Raw genomic sequence first — 20,737 nt, forward strand, 5'->3', positions numbered from 1 at the left:
GATGACTCATCCCGGCGACGGACACGAAGCAGGCAACGGAACCTTCGCGCCGAAGAAGGCGGCGCGGTACTGGACGACGCTCGAGCCGGTAGTGACGGCCGCGGTGAACAAGACCGCACGCAGGACCGGTCGAGAGCCACGCTCGCTGTATCCGGTCGCGACGGCGTTCGCGCTGTGGGCGTGGCAGACCAAGGGCCTGGAACTCGACGTCGCACGGATGTTCCGGCGTCGAGTGGTCGAAGAGTATGTCCACCGAGGAATGGAGTCGTTCACCCGCGGAAGCCGCGCCACCTATCGGTCCGTCCTCCTCGCCATCGTCGACGCCGTGACCCCACCGTCGGAGCTTCCCTTCCCTATCCCTCGGTCCGGTCCCACCCCGCCATACACGGCAGCCGAGATCGCCGCCCTCCGAAGCTGGGCCAGCGCTCAGGGGTCGAATGTCCGCCGTCGTGACGCTGCCGTCCTCCTTGCGATGGGATTCGGAGCAGGCCTCGCGACCCGGGAGTTGTTGTCCGTGCGCACCGGGGACATCGACGTGCGCGGAGATAAGATCCACATTCTGGTGTGGTCGGGGCGACCACGGCTCGTCCCGGTGCTCCCTGCGTGGCAACCCGGACTCCGCGCAGCGATGGGAGAACTCGGCGACGACCAGTGGGTGTTCCGTGTCGGACGCGCTGGTGTGCGGCCGGCACAGGTCACCGACTTCCTGCATCGGGGGCATACGACGAAGCTGGATGTTCGGCCGGCGCGGATGCGAACCACCTGGCTCCTTGCCCACCTGCAGGCCGGCACACCGCCGCGCGACCTTCTCCGTATCGCTGGCCTTGAGCACCTCGCGGCGCTGGACAGGATCCGGCAGTTCCTTCCGTCACGGGCACCGCTTCCACCATCGAAGCCGGGCTTCACGCACCCACGGGACTAGGCCGGTGCGCCGTGCTGTGGGAAGTGCGACACGCCGTACGCACACTCTGGCGACTGGCCGCGTACAGGGTGGTCATGAATCCAAACCACCGACTCAGCGACATCGTCGCCGAGACTGCAGAGCTGCTCGCCGCTAACCCGCAGCTGCCCGAGCTGGCAGCGCCCATCATCGTCAAATTCCGCCCGAACAGCGCGACGATGGCTGGCGCCTGGGCGGCCACACGGTCCTTCACCGTCGAGACCGCCGCATTGATGTTGCCGCACTCGTTCGATGTGACCCGTCGCCTGATGACGATGTCCGCCTCCTTCCACATGTGGGTCTGGGCGCGCACAGGCAGCGAGCTGACTATCCCTCGCGTCTACACCCAGAGCAACATCGACCGGTTCCTCGCGACGGTTCACAAGAACCGCTCCGAGGGTCACCGGTGGGGCGTGTCTCGCCAGCTCGTGAAGATCGGCCGCGAGCTCGCCGATGCCGATCTCATTACCATCGCAGCACCACACGGGATGGTCCGCTCGCCGTTCACGACGAAGCAGATCGCGTCGATGCACAGCTGGGCGAACTCGCTCACCACCTTGAAGAAGCGTCAGAACGCTCAGGCGCTTCTTGGGTTGGCCGGCGGTGCCGGGCTGACTGCGGCCGAGATCGTCGAGGTCCGCGTCTGCGATATCCACAGGGATGGTGATGTCGTCTTCGTAGATGTTGTCGGCAAGAGGGCTCGACGGGTCCCCGTGCGGCATGCCTGGGCTCGCGTACTGCTGCGTAGCATCGACGGCCGCGTCGATGCCAGTGCGCGGGTGTTCCGTGGCCCGTGGATCGCCGAGTACCCGCCCCGCATCATCCAGTCTTTCCTCACCGACCATCCCGCGCCCGTCCGTCCTACCCCGGCAGCGCTTCGTGCGGCATGGCTGCTGCACCACATCAACAACCACGTGCCGCTGCCCGTTCTTCGCGAGGTGGCGGGCTTCGAGCATTACTCGACCCTCGTTCGGTACTACGAGCACGCGAACGTTCTCAATGTCGCTGACTTCACCGGCCAGCTCGTCGGAGCGGAGGTCACCCGATGACCTCCATCGACATCGACTACTACCGCGCCTTCGACGACAACGACGAATGCGGCATCACCGAGCGTGAGGTCCTCGGCCGCGGCCGCGACCTTCAGCAGTTCGACGACGCCACTGTGACCTTGGCAGAAACCCGCGTGCGGCAGTCCGGCATCCTCGAGCAGCTCGACCGCTGGGCCGCCGAGGATGCCAACCGCGACGGAATGGGCGGCCGACCCGCGAGGATCTCATACCGCGCGCTGCTCACCGCGCTTCTCCTTCTTGCCCAGGAGGGGGCGCCTCTGCACATCAGGCGGGCCGCGTACGTGCTGCAGCACAGGCTCTCAACGAAGTCCAGTGAGCTGCTCGACCTGCCCGAGACGCCGACGAGCTTCGCTACCCATGTCGCCTCAACGAAGCGCTGGTACACGAACACGATTCGCGCGTTCCACCGGATGAAGGCGTTGATGGACCCGTACCCGCAGGAGCTCTACACCGCCAAGACCCACACTCAGATCCAGGAGATCCTTCGCAATCACGACGCGGAGCGCGCGGAGAAGTACAAGGCGCGTCTGGACGAGTACACCCGACTGTTCATTCGCATGACGTTCATGCTCCAGTCGCGAGATGTGCGTCGGGCCTCGAAGCAGTTGGATCTCTCCTTCGACCAGACCTACATCGGCACCCCCACGACCAAGGGGTACAGCCGCAAGCACCTCGAAAGCAAGGTCAAGGCTGAGCAGGGAGCCAACTTCGGCGAGCTCTCGCCGGGGCCCGTGGATGCCTTCGCGGGGTGGCATGTGAAGAGCGGAAGAGCTGAGCGGGTCGACAACCAGAAGGGCGAGGTCGACCAGACCTCGCCCGAACGTGGGAAGTCGGCGGACTATGACTGGGGGTGGGTGGCGAACCTGGCCGTCCGCGTCGATGCCGAACAGCCCAGCTCAAAGCGGTTCCCGAGCCTCGTGGTCGCCGCGTCGCTCAGCATCCCGAACATGGAGGTCGCCGAAGAAGCCGCGCACCTCCTTGAAGCCGCAGCGATGCTCGACCTCGCCCCTGGTGTCGCCGACGCGGACAAGCAGTACTGGGCCAACGCCAAGCCCTTCCGACTCCTGAAGCCGGCGTTGAAGACCGGGTTCACTCCGTCCACGGACTACCGATCCGACCGCGTCGGAGTCAAGGGTGGCCAGCACGGCGCCTTGTTCGTCGAAGGCGACGCGTACTGCCCGAGCACGCCAAAGCCCCTGCTGAACGCCACGCCGGATCGTCTCGGCGACGTGATCGACGTCGCAACGCATCGAGCCCGCATCGAAGAGCGGAAGGCCTTCCAGCTGCACGTCAAGGACAAGGCGAAGACGCCTGACGGAAAGGTAATGCTGCGCTGCCCAGCCCTCGGCCCCAGTCCGACCGTCGTCTGCCCTCTCCGCGAGATGATGCTCAGCGCGGCCAAGAAGGCCCGCCCCGAGGTCGAGCCCGAGACGCTGGAAGAAGAGTTCCTCGACACCATCTGCAAGAAGCACTCGGCCGCGTTCGACCTCACTGAGATGCAGGCCCCACAGCAGGCTTTCGACTACGGCACCGAAGAGTGGGAGACCTTTCACGACCACGCCCGCAACACTGTCGAGTCCGGAAACCATCAGCTCAAGGCATCAGGCGACGCAGACATCGAAACCGCCGGTCGCCGCCGCGTCCGCGGAATCGCCGCCGCACAGATCCTAGTCACACTCCTCATCGTGGCCCACAACATCCGGAAGATCGCGGCGTTCCTCAGCGACCAAGAGATCGAACGAGCGCGCACGACTCCACGTGTCCACACCATCCGCCGACGAGACCGAGTCTGGGCCAACCGCTACACGAAGACCACAGGCAACGGCGACCTCAGCATCCCTCGAGGCGGTCGAGCCTCGTCGCCGACGAACACACCGCCTGACCAACGGGACCAGCTCGCGCTGACACCAATGCGCACCTGAACGGCTCCGTTCACTGACGACGCCCGCCGGCGGCACACCCGGCACGCTCCCCGCTACACCAGGACAATCGAACGCGCCCGAAAACCGGGCGCGTTCTTGTTTTCGTCCCCAGAATCGTTCGGACTTGACCATCTGAACCCAGAATCGGTCTCGCAGACGCAGAAAAGGGAAGGGCACCTGCTCGAAGCAGGTGCCCTTCCCTTTTCTTTAGCTGTTCTGCAATCAGTATTGCCAACAGCCCAATGGTCGGGCTGACAGGATTTGAACCTGCGACCCCTTGACCCCCAGTCAAGTGCGCTACCAAGCTGCGCCACAGCCCGTTGTCTTCGCTCTCGCGCAGGCAACTCCCCTATCTTAGCCGCACGAACTGGCGTTCGCGAACCAGCATCCCTTGTCCGTGTCGGAGGCGAGGCGTACGGTGCCGTCATGCCCGCAATCACCACTGAACCCGCCACGGCCGAACGCTGGGACGATGTGCAGCACGCCCTCTCCGGAGGCGGCGACGGACGCAGCTGCCAGTGCGCCTGGTTCACGCTGACCAACGCTGAGTTCGACCGCACGACCGTCGATGAGCGCCGCGAACTGCTGCACGACGAGGTCGACGCTTCGCCGCCGCCCGGCCTCGTCGCGTACGTCGACGGCGCGCCCGCCGGCTGGGTGCGCGTCGGTCCGCGTCCCGCCCAGCGGCGCATCGCCCGTACCCGCATGATCGTCACCAGCACCCCGGAACCCCTCGATGATGAATCGGTCTGGGCGATCACCTGCTTCGTCGTCCGCAAGGAGCACCGCGGGCTCGGCCTGAACGCCGAGCTGCTGCGGTCAGCGGTCGACCTCGCCCGAGCATCCGGAGCGCGCACGGTCGAGGCGTACCCGATCGACACGTCCGCCGGAAAGGTCCCGCCGAACGACCTGTACCACGGCGCGCTGTCGACGTTCCTGGCCGCCGGATTCACCCGGACGGCCGAACACAAGCCAGGGCGCGCGATCGTCGCCCTGGAGCTGTGACTCGCGAACCGCGCAAAGACGCGCAACCGCACGCGAGCGAACATACGATGAGAGGATGCAACGCAGCGTCTTCGGTCGGCCCACCATCTGGTGGACGTTCCTCCCCTACGCGCTGATGTCCGTCCTGCACGTCGGTGCCCTCGCCGTCGGCAGCGACCTCGCTCCCCCGACCAAGCTCTGGCTCATGCCGCTGCTCGCGATCCCGGTTCTGGTGTCGGCCCGGCTCCGCCCGCTCCTCGCGATCATCCTGCTCCTCGCCGCGCTGCTGTTCTCGTGGCTCGGCGACGGTGCAGGCGCTTTCTTCCCGTCAGCGCCGGAACTCCCCCTCATGCTCGGCTTCTTCGGCATCGCGCACGTCGCGTACATCGTGCTGTTCCTGCGCGTGCTCCGTCGCCGACGGATGCCGTGGTGGGCGCTCGTGTACGCCGCCTGGTGGGCGGCGATGATCGTCTTCCTCGGACCGCACACCGGGAATCTGCTGATCGCCGTCGGCGGCTACGGACTCGTGCTCGGCGCCACCGCCGCCCTGGCCACCCGCTGCCACCCTCTGGTGATGGTGGGCGGAGTGTTCTTCCTCATCAGTGACACGGTCCTCGCGTTCCGGCTCTTTCTGCCCGATGCGATGCCGGACTGGACCAGCCCGGTCGTCATGGCGACGTACGCGCTCGGTCAGGGACTCATCGTGGCGGGGGCCCTCACGACCCTGCGTGAAGGGAAGATCCAACGATGACGGATGCCGCCAACCCGGCGCTCTCGAAGCCGGTCCGTGTCGACAGCTGGCTGTGGGCGATCCGCGTCTACAAGACGCGCTCAGCCGCGACCACCGCCTGCCGCGCCGGGCATGTGCGCGTCAACGGCGACAAGGTGAAAGCGGCGCAGACCGTGAAGCCGGGTGACGAGCTGCGTGTGCGCATCAGCGGCTTCGACCGCATCCTCGTCGTCCGTCAGACGCTGGTCAAGCGCGTCGGAGCGCCCGTGGCAGCGCTCGCCTACGAGGACCGCACGCCGCCGCGTGATCCCGTCGCCGCCCTCGGCGTCCGCGACCGCGGTGCCGGGCGCCCGACCAAGCGAGAGCGACGAGACATCGACCGCCTGCGCGGTCGCGACGACTAGAGCCCCGACGGACCCCGGGCCGTCCACCCCGCTCAGCCGATCAGTCCACGCAGCCAGCCCGCTCCCTGCACGCGCGCTCCGGCTCTTTCCACACGCGCCTGCAGTTCGCGATCGCTGGTGACGACCGTGACCGCACGCCCTGCGTCGATCAGCCGCGACGCCTCGGCGACGATCTCATCGTCGCCCTCGCCCGGCGCGCGCACGACCCGCAGCGCATCGTCCTCGGCATCCGGCGCGAACGCTTTGGCCTGACCTTCGACGACGAAGCTGACGGCGGGGAACCACTCATCTCCCTCGAGACCGAGATCCGCAGCCGGAACGGCCAGCCCGATCAGCGCGGCGTGCAGCCGTGCCGCAGCGCCGGCCCGATCGCGCCACCATCCGTCCGGCACGCTGCCGACGACATTCGCGGCGTCCACGACGACGGCCGGCCGCACCTCGAGCAGAGAGCGCAGCCGCGGCCACGCCTCCGCGAAGCCCGGATGCAGCGGTCGGCCCGCGACCTCGTTCAGCGGCACCCATTCCAGAGCCACGCTCTCGGGGTCGCTGATCACCGGTTCGAACGGCGTGACCACATCGGCGACCAGGGTCGTATAGGTCCAGATGTCGAGGTCGAGCACACTCGTGAACCGCGGCGCCAGCGCGCCATCCGGCACGCCCGCTTCCTCGGTCGCTTCGCGCTGCGCGCCGTCGATCGCCGACTCGCCTTCGTGCAGGGCACCGCCGGGCAGACCCCACGTCCCGCCGAAGTGGCTCCATGAGACCCGGTGCTGCAACAGCACGCCGCGCTCGGCATCCCGCGCGAGCAGTCCTGCGGCACCGAAGCGCCCCCAGTACCGCTCGCCGGTGTCGGCGACGACCCAGGCGTCTCCCGGGTCTCGCGGACCCTGTGGTCTGCGCGGTTCGCCTGGCTGCGGAGGAACGATCGTCACCCGTCCAGCCTGTCACAGCATCCCGATCGGGGCACCCGGCGCGACCAGCGGCGTAACGCCTCTGCGAAGATTGACGTGTGAAGCTTCTCGTCGCCGCCCTCGCCTCCGAACTCAGCGCCTTCCCCGATCAGGTGCCCGGCTACGAACGCCTGGTGACCGGACCCGGCAAGATCAAGGCCGCGTACGCCCTGACCCGCGCGCTCGACAACGGCGACTACGACGAGGTGCTCGTGGTCGGGACCGCCGGGGCGATCGACCAGGAGATCGCCCCGGGTGTGCACTCCATCGACCGCGCGTTCCAGTACGACGTCATCGACGACAACGGCGTCGCCGGCCACCACGTGTCGATGCCGCAGAGCCTGACGCTCGGCGACGGCGACGTGGTCATCGCCACGGGCGACAGCTTCGTCGACGATGCGGACACCGTGCGCGCGATCCACGCCCTCGGCGGGCACCTCGTCGACATGGAGGCGTACGTCTACACCTGGGTCGCCCAGCAGTTCGGCGTCCCGATCCGGATCTGGAAGGCGGTCTCCGACACCGCCCAGGGCGGAGCGAACCAGACTTGGGAAGCCACTGTCGCGGCCTGCAGCCGCGACCTGTGGAAGCGGCTGCAGGCTGAGATCGACGCCTGATCAGCCACCAGCGACACCACTCCTGCGACGCGTGTGATCGAGGAGGGCGTTCAGTCCACAGGTTCCAACGTGTGGTGGCCGCCCGCATGCCGCGCGAGGACGGCCAGAGTCGTCGAGAGAGACTCGAAACCGTCTCTCGCCGACGGATCGATGAGCCACTGGAGAACGGCTCCGTTCAGCAGGGCGAGACACACTGATCCGACCATCGCCGCGTCGGATTCGGTCACCCGGTCACGGTCGATGCCGAGGGCGATCCCCGCGAGGTCCACTCGCGCGCGTTCATAGGTGGCGCGATACTGTTCGCGCACCTCGTCCGAGAACTCGGCTTGCGCATAGGCCTGGACACTCGCCGCGACCACACGGCGCTCGTCCGTATCGGCCGCCAGCACAGCGGCGAGGAAGTGTTCCATCCGATCTGCGGGCGTTCCCTGGCCGACGTGGTCGGCAGCTTCGGCAATGCGATCACCCCAGCCTTCGATGAGCTGGATCACCGCGGCGTTCATCAGCGCTTCTTTCGAGCCGAAGTGATAGCCGATCGAGGCGAGGTTGGCGCCAGGCGACGCGGCGACGATGTCGCGCGCCGTGGTGTGTGCGAACCCGCGCTCCACGAGGCAGATTCGCGCTCCTTCGAGCAACTGATCTCGCTGTCCCATGAACTCGATCCTATGGCAGCTCATGTACAAGCGTGCTATACATGTGTTTTGTACATATGTATATATTCCCGAAGGAGTGCACCATGGCCGAAGACCACTCGCTGCTTGCACCGCCGGAGCATGCGCCTGCGATCCCGATCACGATCGACTGGGAGGACCGATCCCGTACACTCACGACGGTCCTCACGACCCACCTGTGGGCGGCTCCGCCCCTCGAACGCGACGCACCTGCGCATGATCGCGCATTCCGCGCCCTCCGCGACCTCAAGGTCGACTACGCGCGCTTCCTCCCCTGGTTCTCGAACCCGCTGGTCTCGGTGCCAGCACTGTCGGCGCCGACAGCGACGAGCACGTCGTGGGACTTCTCGCGACTCGACCCGTACGTCGAGGATTTCATGAACGCGGCAGAGGGACGACCGGTGGTGGCGAACTTCGCCACCATTCCCCACTGGATGTTCGTGGGAGGCGACCAGATCGAGATCGGTCCGGATCGCGACCACATCCATTGGGATTACGAACAGGGCGTGCAATTCCGTGACGAGAGCCTTGCGGAGGTCGCCGACTACTTCTATCGCATTGCGAGTTGGTACATCGCCGGTGGTTTCGTCGACGAACTCGGGGTCCGCCATGATTCCGGACACCGGTACCGGTTTGCCCAGTGGGAGGTGCTGTGCGAGCCGGATCTGAACCGCCGCATGTCACCCGAGACATATACCCGTCTCTACGACGCCGTCGTAGCGCGCGTGCGCACGCTGGATCCCGAGATGGAGTTCGTCGGCCTGTCGCTCAGCCATGTCCACCACAACCCCGAGTACTTCTGGCACTTCCTCGATCCGTCCCATCACGCCGCGGGCATTCCACTCGACGCGTTCTCCGTGCACTTCTACGCGTCCCCCGACATCGTGAACCCCTTCGGCCCGGAGGGGAATCCGCCCGCCGCACAATGGGAAACCGCATTCTTTACGCAGGCCGAGGGGTTCATCGAGCAGTTGCGCTATATCCGGTCGATCGTGGACCGGCTCTCGCCCAACACGCGCATGCTGCTGAACGAGATCGGCACCTATCCGTCGGACGTGATGAATCCGAGTCCCTCGATTCCGGCGGAGTACTGGGCACTCAGCGCGGCGGTGCAGTCGTATCTCTGGGGCCGCAGCCTCGAGATCGGCGCTGACCTCTTCGGTATCGCCGAGTTCAACGGCTACCCGGGCATGATCCCGGGAACGTCGCTCGTCGATTGGCAGACCGGTGAACCGAACGCCCGATACCACGCGCTGAAGCTCCTGACGGAGAGCGTGCGTCTCGGCGACGCGATTGCACCGACCACGACCGGGTACCCCGGATTTCCCGATGCGCGAGTCTATGCGCAGGCCTTCATGGGGAGCGGCACGTCACGCACTGTGGTGCTCGTGAACAAGCGCGGTGTACCCATCGATGTCGCGGTCGACAGCTGGAGTGAGCCTTCGACCCTCCGCTCCGTCGATGTGACGACCGGGAATCTCCCGCCGCGCGGTGAGCGCATGGTCGGTGGCACGTTCACCCTCGCGCCTTATGCGACTGCTGTGCTCTCCCGAGGCTGACGTTCGGGCGTTGCCGGCGCCGTCCACAGGGACGCGACGGCGCCGGCACCCGCCTACGACAGCACGCTCTGCGCGGTGCGTGCCGCGCGCAGACGCGCTTCGGCGAGTTCCTCGGCCGCCTGCAGGGGTGTGATCCCGCGTTCGGCCGCGTCGTCGAGGATGCCGCGGACGGTGTCGCCGATCCCGGAGACGCGCTCCATGATCTCGGCACGCGTGCCGATGTGCTTCGCCTCGAGATCCAGATAGATCACGCCGCCCGCGTTCACCACGAAGTCGGGTGCGTACAGGATGCCGCGGTCGGCCAGGCGCTGCGCGCCGTCGTGCGCCGCGAGCGGGTTGTTCGCCGGACCGCACACCGCGCGCACGTCGAGCGTCTCGATCACGTCATCCGTCAGCAGTCCGCCGATGCCGGCCGGCACGAAGACATCGGCGGGGACGAGGTGCTCAGTGCCCGGCTCGACCCAGGCGATGCCGAGGTCCGCCGCCAACTGGCGACGCGCCGGGTTGACGTCCGTCGCCGTCAGGACGGCCCCTTCGGCCGACAGCCGAACGGCGAGACGCCCACCGACCTGGCCGAGACCCGAGATCGTGATCCGTCGGCCCGCGACATCCGACGACCCGGTCAGACGCTCGAGGACTGTGCGCAGCGACTCGTAGACGCCCAGGCTCGTCGGCCCAGCCGGCTCACCGGAGCCGCCCACGGCATCCGGAAGCCCGACCACGTGCGTGGTGCGCTCGCTGACCGTGAGCATGTCTTCCGTCGTCGACCCGACATCCTCCGCCGTGCGGTAGAGACCGCCGAGCGACTCGACGGCGTCGCCGAGATCGAGGAACGCGGCACGACGACGCTCGGAATCCAGCACCGTCCCTTCGGAGAGACCGATGACGGACTTGCCGCCGCCGGCGTCGAGACCGGCCGCCGCGTTCTTCAGCGTCATGGCGGCCGACAGCCGCAGCGCGTCGCCGAGAGCATCGCTCCAGTGCGGGTACGTCCACAGACGGGCACCGCCGAGGGCAGATCCGAGCGCCGAGGAGTGCAACGCGACGGCGATGAACAGACCGCTGCGCCGTCCCGTGATCACCTCCACGCGCTCGTGGGTGAAGTCGGGCAGGGGCAGGGTGTGCGTCATCGCATCCTCTTTCGGCTGGCCTTGTGGGCGTGCTCGGTGGATGCCGCTGATCTGCGGCATCCACCGCCCATACTAGCCCCGGAGGATCAGCGCTGGCGGCGCTCCCTGACGCGCATGTTGATGACGATCGGCGTCCCCTCGAAGTCGTAGATCTCGCGCAGACGGCGCTGGATGAAGCGCCGGTAGCCCGGGTCGAGGAACCCGGTCGTGAACAGCACGAATGTCGGCGGACGCGTCGACGCCTGCGTCCCGAACAGGATGCGGGGCTGCTTGCCGCCGCGAAGCGGATGCGGGTGCTCGGCGACGAGTTCGGACAGGAAGGCATTGAACTTGCCGGTCGGGATGCGACGGTCCCAGTTCTCGAGTGCGGTCTCGAGCGCAGGCACGAGCTTGTCGAGGTGACGGCCCGTCTTCGCCGAGATGTTCACGCGCGGCGCCCACGCCACGTGCGCGAGGTCCTGCTCGATCTCGCGCTCGAGGTAGCGGCGACGATCCTGGTTCTCCAGATCGATGTCGTTCAGGCGATCCCACTTGTTGAACGCCAGCACGAGCGAGCGCCCGGACTCGAGCACCAGGTCGATGATGCGGATGTCCTGCTCGCTGATCGACTCGGACACGTCCAGCACGACGACGGCGACCTCCGCCTTCTCCAGCGCGGCCGATGTCCGAAGCGAGGCGTAGAAGTCCGCGCCCTGCTGCAGGTGGACCCGACGACGGATGCCGGCGGTGTCGACGAGACGCCACAGCTTGCCGCCGAGTTCGACGACCTCGTCCACCGGGTCGCGAGTGGTGCCGGCGAGGTCGTTGACGACCACGCGCTCCTCCCCCGCCGCCTTGTTCAGCAGCGAGGACTTGCCGACGTTCGGGCGACCGAGGATCGCGACGCGGCGCGGTCCGCCGATCTCGGCCTTGGCGACGGCCGAGACACTCGGGAGCTTCTTCATCACGGCGTCCAGCAGGTCGGCCACACCGCGCCCGTGGATCGCGGAGACCGGGTACGGCTCCCCGAGCCCCAGGTTCCACAGCACGGCGGCTTCGGGCTCCTGGCGAGCGTCGTCGATCTTGTTCGCGACGAGGAAGACCGGCTTGCCGCTCTTGCGGAGCAGCTTCACGACGTGCTCGTCTGTGGAGGTGGCGCCGACCTTCGCGTCGACGACGAAGAGGATCACGTCCGACAGGTCGATCGCGATCTCGGACTGTGCGGCGACGGAGCGGTCGATGCCCTTGGCGTCCGGCTCCCACCCGCCGGTGTCCACCACGGAGAAGCGACGGTCCAGCCATTCGGCCTTGTACGTCACCCGGTCGCGCGTGACACCAGGGGTGTCCTCGACGACCGCCTCGCGGCGACCGAGGATGCGGTTCACGAGCGCGGACTTGCCGACGTTCGGTCGGCCGACGATCGCCACGACCGGCAGCGCGGGCAGGAACTCGATGCCGCCCTCTTCACCGGCGAGACCCGCGAGGAGAGCGGCGTCGTCCTCGTCCAGGTCGTACTCGGCGAGGCCGGCGCGCAGCGCCTCAGCCCGCTGTTCCGCGAGCACCTCGTCCAGGTCGTTCATCTTCTCTTCGAGACGGTCAGGGCCGCCTTCGTACTCGTCCTCAGCGGGCATGTTCCGCTCCTTGCTTTCGGTCGATCACCGCGAGCACGGCGTCGATGGTCTGGGGGAAATCGAGGGCGGTCGAGTCGACGACCTCGACGCCGTCCGCGGCGTTGAGGAAGTCGACGACCGTGCTGTCGGCGGCGTCGCGACGGTGCAGCGCATCGGCGACCGCCGCAGCGTTCTCGCCGGCGAGCTCGCCGGCCCGGCGTGCGGCGCGCACCTCGGGGGCAGCGGTGAGGAGGATGCGCACGGGGGCATCAGGGGCGACGACGGTGGTGATGTCGCGGCCTTCGACGACCACGGCGTCGAAGGCGGCATCGGCGACGAGCGATCGGAACAGCTCGTTGACCTGGTCGCGCACCTCGGGAACGCGCGCGACGCCGCTGACCGCACCGGAGACGCGCGGTTCGCGGATCGCGTCGGTCACGTCGACGTCGCCGACGCGCACGGAGCGGTCATCCGGGTCGAGCCCGATCACCAGGGGGAAATCGGATGCCGCGGCGCGCACAGCCTCGACATCCGCCGTGTCGGCGTCTCGGTCGAGGACGTGCCACGCGAGCGCACGGTACGCAGCCCCCGTGTCGAGGTAGCCGTAGCCGCGTGAGCGGGCCACCGCTTTGGAGACGCTGGACTTGCCCGAGCCTGCCGGGCCGTCGATCGCGATGAACTTGAGTGCACTAGTCATTGGTCGTCCCTGCAATCCGCCACCCGCGCTCCTGCAATCCGGTGATCGCGCCATGCAGCGCGGCCGGAGCGACGCTGATCTCGGCGAGGCCGAACTGTGCGCCCGGCGAGTGCTCCAGGCGCAGGTCCTCCACGTTGACGCCGAGCTCGCCGAGCTCGCCGAAGAGTCGACCGAGCTGTCCGGCGGTGTCGTCGACCATGACGACCAGCTGCTCGAAGCGTCGGTTCTGACCGTGCTTTCCCGGCAGGCGCTCCACGCCCTCGTTGCCCTTGCGAATCGCATCAGCCACGGCGCGGCGCGCGCCGGGTGCTGCCGGCTCCCGCAACGCATCGGAGACATCGCGGAGATCGTCGGCCAGCTGGTCGAGGATCTCGACCACCGGTTGCGCGTTGGCACCGAGAATCTGGACCCACAGCTCCGGAGCAGATGCCGCGATGCGCGTGGTGTCGCGCACACCCTGGCCCGCCAGCCGGAGGGCGTCCTCGTCGGCGGAGGTGAAGCGTCCGGCGAGCAGGCTCGCCACGACCTGCGGCACGTGCGAGGTCAGCGCGACCGAGCGATCGTGCTCCTCCGGGGTCATCTCCAGCGGCATCGCACCGACGTCGAGTGCGAGCGCCTCGACGAGCGCGAGATCGGCGGGACGCGTCTCCTCGTCGCGGCACACCACCCACGGGCGGCCGACGAACAGGTCGGCCCTGGCGGAGATGGCGCCGCCGCGTTCGCGCCCGGCGAGCGGGTGCGATCCGATGTAGCGCGTGAGATCGACGCCGCGTTCCTGCAGCGCGCGGAACGGCTCGAGCTTCACGCTGGCGACGTCGGTGACGACGGCATCCTGGTAGCGATCGAGCTCGACCTGGATCACGTCGGCCGTGACATCCGGCGGGACGGCGACGACGACGAGCGACGGGCGATCGTCGTCGCGCGCTTCACGACCGGCACCGTAGTCGATGGCGAGGCGGAGCTGCGCCGGGGACGCGTCGTCGAGGACGACATCGACGCCTTTGGCACGCAGCGCATGGCCGATGCTCGCACCGAGCAGACCGGATCCGACGATGCGGACGGTCCCCGACAGCCGTGGGGGCACCACGGCACCACGGAACTGTTCGGTCACTGCGTCTCCTGCACGTCTCCCGGCGTCGCATCCGCAGGGGAATCCTGGCGCGACAGAGTCAGCAGCGCGCCGAGTTCGATTTTACTCAGTTCGCGGGACTTCCCCGCCGGGAGGGTTCCCAGGTGGAGCGGGCCGAACTGCCGGCGCACCAGCTCGGTGACCGGATGCCCCACCGCCGCCATCATCCGGCGCACGATCCGATTGCGCCCGGAGTGCAGGGTGAGCTCGACGAGGCTGGATCCGCGGGACGTGTCGAGCAGCCGCGCCTTGTCGGCCGCGATCGGTCCGTCTTCCAGCTCGATGCCCTTCGTGAGCTTCGCGATCGTCTGCGCAGTCACCTCGCCTTCGACCTTCGCGATGTACACCTTGGTCACGCCGAAGGACGGATGCGCGAGCACGTGCGCCAGTTCTCCGTCGTTGGTGAGGATGAGGAGGCCGCTCGTCTCGGCATCCAGGCGTCCGACGTTGTAAAGCCTCTCGTCGTAGTCCTTCGTGAAGCGGCGCAGGTCCGGCCGACCGTTCTCGTCGCGCATCGTGCTGACGACCCCGACCGGCTTGTTCAGCATGACGTAGCGCTTGGACACGTCGAGCTGCACTGCCGTGCCGTCGACGTCGACCAGGTCGGTGTCGGGGTGGATCCGGCGGCCGAGCTCGGTGACGACCTCGCCGTTCACACGGATGCGTCCCTCGACGATGTAGTCCTCGATCACCCGCCTCGACGCGACGCCCGCATTCGCGAGGACCTTCTGCAGTCGGATGCCGTCGGCGGCTGGCTCGGTCATGGGCGTCATCGGATACTGCTTTCTTCGAAGCCGTTCGACCCGTCGTCGAGCAGCGGGGAAATCGGGGGGAGCTCGTCGAGCGAGTTGATGCCGAGGTTCTGGAGCAGAGCCTCGGTGGTGCCGTAGTTGATCGCCCCTGTTTCGGAGTCGGCGAACAGTTCGGTGATCAGGCCACGGGCGAGCAGCGTGCGCACGACGGAGTCGACGTTCACGGCTCTGATGGACGCGACCTGGCCGCGCGTGACGGGTTGCTTGTAGGCGATCACGGCGAGTGTCTCGAGCGCCGCCTGCGAGAGCCGCGCCGGTGCCTGACCGCCGACGAACTCGGCGACGAGACCGTCGTGGTCGTCCCGAACGTACAACCGCCAGCCGCCGCCGACCTCGCGGAGCTCGAAGCCGCGCCGCGGACCGCCGCCCCGACCGTCGTAGTCGTCGACGAGCGTCTCGATCGCCTGTCGGACGGCCGGGACCGGCGCGCCGACGGCTGCGGCGAGAGCGACGAGGCCGAGCGGCTCCTCGAGGATGAGGAGGATCGCCTCGAGCTTCTCGGTCAGCGGTGCCGCTTCGGACTGCTCGGGGAGCGAGCCGGATTCGGTCACGTCATCGGTCATAGTCGGCTCCCAGGGTCGCGAGCATCTCATCCGACCAGGTGTCGGCTGCCCAGCGGAGCGTCAGCTCGCCGAGCGGTTCCCATTGTTCGAAGGACAGCGCCGCGTGCCGGTACAGCTCGAGCACCGAGATGAACCGCGCCACGACGATGCCCGGCTCGGCCACTCCGGAGACCAACTCGCGGAACGTCAGCGATTCGGTGTTGCGCAGCAGCGTCACCACGATCGCGGCCTGCTCGCGGATGCTCACGAGCGGTGCGTGCAGGTGATCGAGTCCGACGTGCGGGATCTCCTTCGGCGCGAACGCGAGCAGTGCCAGAGCGGCGAAGTCGGACGCGCTGAGAGTCCACACCAGCTCGGGGGTCTGTCTGCGGTGCTTCTCGTCGAGGCGCACCGCGCGGACGTGCCGGCGGTCCTCGCGCTGCAGGCTCCGCGCGAACCACGCCGAGACCTCCTTGAACGCGCGGTACTGCAGCAGGCGCGCGAACAGCAGGTCGCGCGCCTCGAGCAGCGCGACGGCCTCGGCGTCGACGAGCTCGCCCTGCGGCAGGAGCCCAGCGACCTTCATGTCGAGCAGCGTCACTGCGACGACGAGGAACTCGGATGCCTGGTCGAGCTCCTCTTCGGGATCGAGGTCCTTCAGGTACGCGATGAACTCATCGGTGACCCTGCTCAGCGAGACCTCGGTGATGTCCAGCTCATGCTTGGAGATGAGGTTCAGCAGCAGATCGAACGGGCCGTCGAAGTTGCCGAGGGAGACCCGGAATCCGGAGTCCTCCGTGGATTCGATGTCAGGCGACGGCGCCACGGGCGACCAGCTCCCGCGCCAGCCGCAGGTACGCCTGGGCGGCGGCGTGCTCCGGCGCGAACTCGGTGATGGGGACGCCGGACACCGATGCATCCGGGAACTTCACGGTACGGCCGATGACCGTCTCGAGGACGTCGTCGCCGAACGCTTCCACGACGCGCTCCAGCACCTCGCGGGAGTGCAGGGTGCGCGGGTCGTACATGGTGGCGAGGAGGCCGTCGAGCTGGATCGCGGGGTTCAGCCGGTCGCGCACCTTGTCGATCGTCTCGATGAGCAGCGCGACGCCGCGCAGAGCGAAGAACTCGCACTCCAGCGGGATGAGCACTCCGTGGCTCGCGGTGAGCGCGTTCACGGTCAGCAGGCCGAGCGACGGCTGGCAGTCGATCAGGATGACGTCGTACTCGCCGGCGACCTGACGCAGGACGCGGGACAGGATCGTCTCGCGCGCGACCTCGTTGACGAGGTGGACCTCCGCCGCCGACAGGTCGATGTTCGCGGGGATCACGTCGAGGCCCTCGACCGACGTCGGCACGATCGCGTCATGCGCGTCGCGCTTGGTGTCCAGCAGTAGATCGTAGATCGTCAGCATGTCGTGCGTGTTGATGCCGAGACCGGCGGACAGCGCCCCCTGCGGATCGAAGTCGATGGCGAGGACCTTGCGCCCGTACTCGGCGAGAGCGGCCGCGAGGTTGATGGACGTCGTCGTCTTGCCGACACCGCCCTTCTGGTTGCAGAGCGCGATGATGCGCGCCGGTCCGTGCGAATCGAGAGGCGCGGGCGTCGCGAAGCCGTGATAGGGACGACCAGTGGGTCCGATCGGGGGTTCGTCCGCCTTCGACGTCTTTCCCTTGGACTTCGCTGCTTTGTCAGCCACCGGTTCTCCTGCTCCCTTGTGCTCGCTCGATTCTAGTCAACGCCGGGCGGATCACGCGGCCCGACCCCGGCGATCCCGCCGAATCGGCTGGCGCAGCGGCTACCGCGCGCGCGGATGCGATGTCGCGTAGATGTCGCGCAGCGCGTCGACCGAGACGTGGGTGTAGATCTGCGTGGTCGCGACCGACGCATGCCCGAGCAGTTCCTGCACGACGCGGACATCGGCGCCACCCTGCAGCAGGTGCGTGGCGAACGAGTGACGCAGCGTGTGCGGCGACACCTCTGAGGTGATCCCTGCGCCATCCGCGGCGGCGCGGATGATCAGCCAGGCGCTCTGCCGCGACAGCGGCGCCCCCCGTGCACCGAGGAACAGCTTCGCCGTGGCGCGCCCTTTGGCCGCGAGTCCCGGGCGCACCCGGGTCAGGTACGCATCGACCGCGGCACGCGCATACGACCCGACCGGAACGATCCGTTCCTTGGAGCCCTTCCCCCTCAGCCGCAGCACCTCGCCGTAGGACAGGTCGTCGACGTCGAGACCGATCGCCTCGGACACCCGCGCGCCGGTGGCGTACAGCAGCTCCAGCAGTGCGCGGTCCCTGATCCCCAGTGGTTCTTCCGGCGACGGTGCATCCAGCAGCCGCTCGACCTGATCGATCGTGAGCGCCTTGGGCAGGCGCTGCGGCGTCTTGGGCGGGCGAAGACGCCCGGTGGGGTCCTCCGGCTCGACGCCCTCGCGCACCAGGTAGCGGTGCAGGCCGCGCACCGAGGACTGCAGTCGGGCGAGACTCGTCGCCGCCGGTGCCGGCACGGCGGCGGAGCGATCCGCGATGAAGCGGCTCACGATCGATCCGGTGATCGCCGAGGTGTCGTCGATCCCGGCATCCGCGAGCCACTGCGCGTAGTTCTCGAGGTCCCTACGGTACGCCGCCGCCGTGTGCGTCGACAGACCGCGCTCGATCGACACGTGCCGGAGATAGGCGTCGACCGCACGTGCGACCTGCACGACTACTGCCCTGTGCCTGCGCCCCGGAGCCGTCGCTCGGCTGCGAGCACGCCGACCGACAGGATGCCGTTGCGCATGCGCCCCTGGAGCGCCGCGTCCACAGCATCCGACAGCGGAACCCACTCGATGCGGATGTCCGCTTCCTCGTCCTCGCGCGCGTGCGCCTCGGAAGCCGCCGAGACACCCGTCGCGAGGAACACGTGGATCATCTCGTCGTTGCCGCCCGGCGTCGTCCACACCGAGATCAGCGGTTCCCAGCTCTCGGCCACGAGGTCGGCCTCCTCGGCGAGCTCGCGCTGCGCGGCGAGCAGAGGCTCCTCGCCGGGCACATCGAGCAGCCCGGCCGGGAGCTCCCAGTCGCGATGCCGGATCGGATGCCGGTACTGCTGGATCAGCAGGACCCGGCCGTCCGCGTCGATCGCGACGACCGCCACGGCGCCGGTGTGGGCGACGTACTCGCGCACGATCTCGCCCTCACCGTAGGCGACGCGGTCGGAGCGGACATCCCAGACCCAGCCCTTGTAGACGAGGTCGCTCTGCAGCACCTCCGGCGCGAACGGCTCGTCCTTCAGCGCGGACGCGTCGTGCACGTCACGCCTCGGATTCGACGTCGAAGAGCTCACTCGAGCGGTGCCGATCGATGGCGGCGCCCACGAGGCCCCGGAACAGCGGGTGCGGCGCGGTCGGACGCGAACGCAGCTCGGGGTGCGCCTGCGTGGCGATGTAGTACGGGTGCACATCCCGCGGCAGCTCGACGAACTCGACGAGGTCCAGCTCGGGGTTCAGCCCGGAGAACAGCATGCCCGCCTCGGCGATGCGATCGCGGTACGTGTTGTTGACCTCGTAGCGGTGCCTGTGGCGTTCCTGCACCTCGGTGGAGCCGTACACCTCGGCGGCGATCGATCCCTCGGCCAGGCGCGCAGGGTAGAGTCCGAGCCGCATGGTGCCGCCCAGGTCGCCGCGGTCGATGATGTCGACCTGCTCGGCCATGGTTGCGATGACAGGCGCGGGGGTCTGCGGGTCGAACTCGCTCGAGGAGGCGCCGTCGATGCCCGCGACGTTGCGCGAGTACTCGATGACCATGCACTGCAGGCCAAGGCACAGGCCAAGCGTGGGGATGCCCTGCTCGCGCGCGAACTTCAGCGCGCCGAGCTTGCCCTCGATGCCGCGGATGCCGAAGCCGCCCGGGACGCAGATGCCGTCGAGCGCGCCGAGCTGCTCCTTGGCGCCCTCCGGCGTCTCGCACAGGTCGGAGGGGATCCAGCGGATGTTGACCTTGGTCTCCTGCGCGAATCCGCCGGCCTTGAGCGCCTCGGTGACGGACAGGTACGCGTCGGGGAGGTCGATGTACTTGCCGACCAGGCCGATGGTCACCTCGTGCTTCGGGTTGTGGACCGCGTGCAGGACCTTGTTCCAGCGCGTCCAGTCCACATCGGCCGCCTTCTCGGCGAGCCCGAGACGACGCACGATGTAGGAGTCGAGTCCCTGTTCGTTGAGCGTGGAAGGGATGTCGTAGATGCTCGGCAGGTCGACCGTATTGATGACGCCTTCGGCGTCGACGTCGCACATGAGAGCGATCTTGTTGCGGTTCGACTCGCTCACCGGCCGGTCGCTGCGCAGCACGAGGGCGTCCGGCTGGATGCCGACCTGGCGCAGAGCAGCCACAGAGTGCTGCGTCGGCTTGGTCTTCTGCTCCCCCGACGCCCCCATGAACGGCACGAGCGAGACGTGGACGAAGAACACGCTGTCGCGGCCGAGCTCGTGGCGCAGCTGACGCGCGGCTTCGAGGAACGGCTGCGACTCGATGTCGCCGACCGTGCCGCCGACCTCGGTGATGATCACATCGGGCTTGGGCGATTCGTCGGCCTGCAGACGCATGCGGCGCTTGATCTCGTCGGTGATGTGCGGGATGACCTGCACGGTGTCGCCGAGGTACTCGCCGCGGCGCTCGCGCGCGATCACCTGCGAGTAGATCTGGCCGGTGGTGACGTTCGCGGCCTCGGACAGATTGATGTCGAGGAAGCGTTCGTAGTGACCGATGTCGAGGTCGGTCTCCGCACCGTCGTCGGTCACGAAGACCTCACCGTGCTGGAACGGGTTCATCGTGCCGGGATCGACGTTCAGATACGGGTCGAGCTTCTGCATGACGACACGCATTCCGCGAGCGGTGAGAAGGTTGCCGAGGCTTGCGGCGGTAAGCCCCTTGCCCAAAGACGAAACGACACCGCCGGTCACGAAGATGTGCTTGGTGGTGTCGTTCTTGGGCCCCGCAGAAGAAGAGTTCATCAC

21 protein-coding genes and 1 tRNA gene are annotated in these 20,737 nt (G+C 67.9%); 8 read left to right on the forward strand and 14 right to left on the reverse strand.

What is annotated here, in order from left to right; translation table 11 throughout:
• Position 1 precedes the first annotated feature (1 nt).
• Genes ACWAT3_RS16355 through ACWAT3_RS16365 form a run of 3 tightly spaced genes read left to right on the forward strand, consistent with a single transcriptional unit; the run spans position 2 to position 3,932 of the window.
• Positions 2 to 922, forward strand: coding sequence for a hypothetical protein (locus ACWAT3_RS16355; protein WP_460800107.1), 921 nt, complete (start codon positions 2 to 4; stop codon positions 920 to 922).
• Positions 923 to 933: 11 nt separating this feature from the next.
• A complete protein-coding gene (locus tag ACWAT3_RS16360; RefSeq protein WP_460800109.1) occupies positions 934 to 1,989 on the forward strand; it encodes a tyrosine-type recombinase/integrase in 1,056 nt (351 codons plus the stop codon).
• Positions 1,986 to 3,932, forward strand: coding sequence for a hypothetical protein (locus tag ACWAT3_RS16365; protein ID WP_460800111.1), 1,947 nt, complete (start codon positions 1,986 to 1,988; stop codon positions 3,930 to 3,932). Before ACWAT3_RS16360 ends, ACWAT3_RS16365 begins: the two co-directional genes overlap by 4 nt.
• Positions 3,933 to 4,175: 243 nt before the next feature.
• Here ACWAT3_RS16365 and ACWAT3_RS16370 read toward each other — a convergent pair.
• A tRNA-Pro gene (locus ACWAT3_RS16370) sits at positions 4,176 to 4,252 on the reverse strand.
• 106 nt (positions 4,253 to 4,358) lie between these two features.
• On the opposite strand from ACWAT3_RS16370, the gene ACWAT3_RS16375 reads away from it, so the two are divergent.
• Genes ACWAT3_RS16375 through ACWAT3_RS16385 form a run of 3 tightly spaced genes read left to right on the forward strand, consistent with a single transcriptional unit; the run spans position 4,359 to position 6,050 of the window.
• Positions 4,359 to 4,937, forward strand: a complete 579-nt coding sequence (locus ACWAT3_RS16375; RefSeq protein ID WP_460800113.1) for a GNAT family N-acetyltransferase — start codon at positions 4,359 to 4,361, stop codon at positions 4,935 to 4,937.
• Between the two features lie 55 nt (positions 4,938 to 4,992).
• Entirely contained in the window at positions 4,993 to 5,667 is a 675-nt protein-coding gene (locus tag ACWAT3_RS16380; protein WP_460800115.1) for a lysoplasmalogenase family protein, read from the forward strand.
• Positions 5,664 to 6,050, forward strand: coding sequence for an RNA-binding S4 domain-containing protein (locus ACWAT3_RS16385; RefSeq protein WP_460800117.1), 387 nt, complete (start codon positions 5,664 to 5,666; stop codon positions 6,048 to 6,050). Before ACWAT3_RS16380 ends, ACWAT3_RS16385 begins: the two co-directional genes overlap by 4 nt.
• 32 nt (positions 6,051 to 6,082) lie before the next feature.
• On the opposite strand, the gene ACWAT3_RS16390 is transcribed toward ACWAT3_RS16385, so the two are convergent.
• Positions 6,083 to 6,982, reverse strand: coding sequence for an NUDIX domain-containing protein (locus ACWAT3_RS16390; RefSeq protein WP_460800118.1), 900 nt, complete (start codon positions 6,980 to 6,982; stop codon positions 6,083 to 6,085).
• 77 nt (positions 6,983 to 7,059) lie between these two features.
• On the opposite strand from ACWAT3_RS16390, the gene ACWAT3_RS16395 reads away from it, so the two are divergent.
• Positions 7,060 to 7,617, forward strand: a complete 558-nt coding sequence (locus ACWAT3_RS16395; RefSeq protein WP_460800120.1) for a phosphorylase family protein — start codon at positions 7,060 to 7,062, stop codon at positions 7,615 to 7,617.
• A gap of 50 nt (positions 7,618 to 7,667) precedes the next feature.
• Here the strand turns inward: ACWAT3_RS16395 and ACWAT3_RS16400 are convergent, their stop codons facing one another.
• Entirely contained in the window at positions 7,668 to 8,270 is a 603-nt protein-coding gene (locus ACWAT3_RS16400; protein ID WP_460800122.1) for a TetR/AcrR family transcriptional regulator, read from the reverse strand.
• Between the two features lie 83 nt (positions 8,271 to 8,353).
• Between ACWAT3_RS16400 and ACWAT3_RS16405 the strand changes: the two genes are divergently transcribed.
• Positions 8,354 to 9,847, forward strand: a complete 1,494-nt coding sequence (locus tag ACWAT3_RS16405; protein ID WP_460800124.1) for a hypothetical protein — start codon at positions 8,354 to 8,356, stop codon at positions 9,845 to 9,847.
• 53 nt (positions 9,848 to 9,900) lie between these two features.
• Here the strand turns inward: ACWAT3_RS16405 and ACWAT3_RS16410 are convergent, their stop codons facing one another.
• The 11 genes from ACWAT3_RS16410 to ACWAT3_RS16460 all read right to left on the reverse strand — a co-directional run bounded on the left by ACWAT3_RS16410 (position 9,901) and on the right by ACWAT3_RS16460 (position 20,734).
• Positions 9,901 to 10,977, reverse strand: coding sequence for a Glu/Leu/Phe/Val dehydrogenase family protein (locus tag ACWAT3_RS16410; protein WP_460800126.1), 1,077 nt, complete (start codon positions 10,975 to 10,977; stop codon positions 9,901 to 9,903).
• Between the two features lie 86 nt (positions 10,978 to 11,063).
• Positions 11,064 to 12,587 carry a ribosome biogenesis GTPase Der gene (der, locus tag ACWAT3_RS16415; protein WP_460800127.1) on the reverse strand — a complete coding sequence of 508 codons (1,524 nt, stop codon included), beginning with the start codon at positions 12,585 to 12,587 and terminating at the stop codon, positions 11,064 to 11,066.
• Positions 12,577 to 13,263, reverse strand: a complete 687-nt coding sequence (gene cmk, locus ACWAT3_RS16420) for a (d)CMP kinase (protein ID WP_460800129.1) — start codon at positions 13,261 to 13,263, stop codon at positions 12,577 to 12,579. Before cmk ends, der begins: the two co-directional genes overlap by 11 nt.
• Complete coding sequence (locus tag ACWAT3_RS16425) at positions 13,256 to 14,374, reverse strand: prephenate dehydrogenase (RefSeq protein ID WP_460800130.1); 1,119 nt, start codon at positions 14,372 to 14,374, stop codon at positions 13,256 to 13,258. Before ACWAT3_RS16425 ends, cmk begins: the two co-directional genes overlap by 8 nt.
• Positions 14,371 to 15,156 (reverse strand): pseudouridine synthase, encoded by a 786-nt coding sequence (locus ACWAT3_RS16430; protein ID WP_460800132.1) that lies wholly within the window; start codon positions 15,154 to 15,156, stop codon positions 14,371 to 14,373. Before ACWAT3_RS16430 ends, ACWAT3_RS16425 begins: the two co-directional genes overlap by 4 nt.
• A gap of 5 nt (positions 15,157 to 15,161) precedes the next feature.
• On the reverse strand, positions 15,162 to 15,767 hold the full coding sequence (gene scpB / locus ACWAT3_RS16435) for an SMC-Scp complex subunit ScpB (RefSeq protein WP_460800134.1): 606 nt from the start codon (positions 15,765 to 15,767) through the stop codon (positions 15,162 to 15,164).
• Positions 15,757 to 16,572, reverse strand: coding sequence for a segregation and condensation protein A (locus ACWAT3_RS16440; RefSeq protein WP_460800136.1), 816 nt, complete (start codon positions 16,570 to 16,572; stop codon positions 15,757 to 15,759). Before ACWAT3_RS16440 ends, scpB begins: the two co-directional genes overlap by 11 nt.
• Positions 16,556 to 17,446, reverse strand: a complete 891-nt coding sequence (locus tag ACWAT3_RS16445; protein WP_460800138.1) for a ParA family protein — start codon at positions 17,444 to 17,446, stop codon at positions 16,556 to 16,558. Before ACWAT3_RS16445 ends, ACWAT3_RS16440 begins: the two co-directional genes overlap by 17 nt.
• A 99-nt stretch (positions 17,447 to 17,545) precedes the next feature.
• The gene (xerD, locus tag ACWAT3_RS16450) at positions 17,546 to 18,448 is read right to left on the reverse strand and encodes a site-specific tyrosine recombinase XerD (protein WP_460800139.1); all 903 of its coding nucleotides are present in this window, start codon (positions 18,446 to 18,448) and stop codon (positions 17,546 to 17,548) included.
• Positions 18,449 to 18,450: 2 nt separating this feature from the next.
• Positions 18,451 to 19,038: an NUDIX domain-containing protein gene (locus tag ACWAT3_RS16455; RefSeq protein ID WP_460800141.1), complete on the reverse strand. Its 588-nt coding sequence runs from the start codon at positions 19,036 to 19,038 to the stop codon at positions 18,451 to 18,453.
• 1 nt (position 19,039) lies between these two features.
• Positions 19,040 to 20,734: a CTP synthase gene (locus tag ACWAT3_RS16460; RefSeq protein ID WP_460800143.1), complete on the reverse strand. Its 1,695-nt coding sequence runs from the start codon at positions 20,732 to 20,734 to the stop codon at positions 19,040 to 19,042.
• Positions 20,735 to 20,737: the final 3 nt, after the last annotated feature.

It is taken from the genome of Microbacterium sp. GXF0217, from assembly GCF_054798195.1.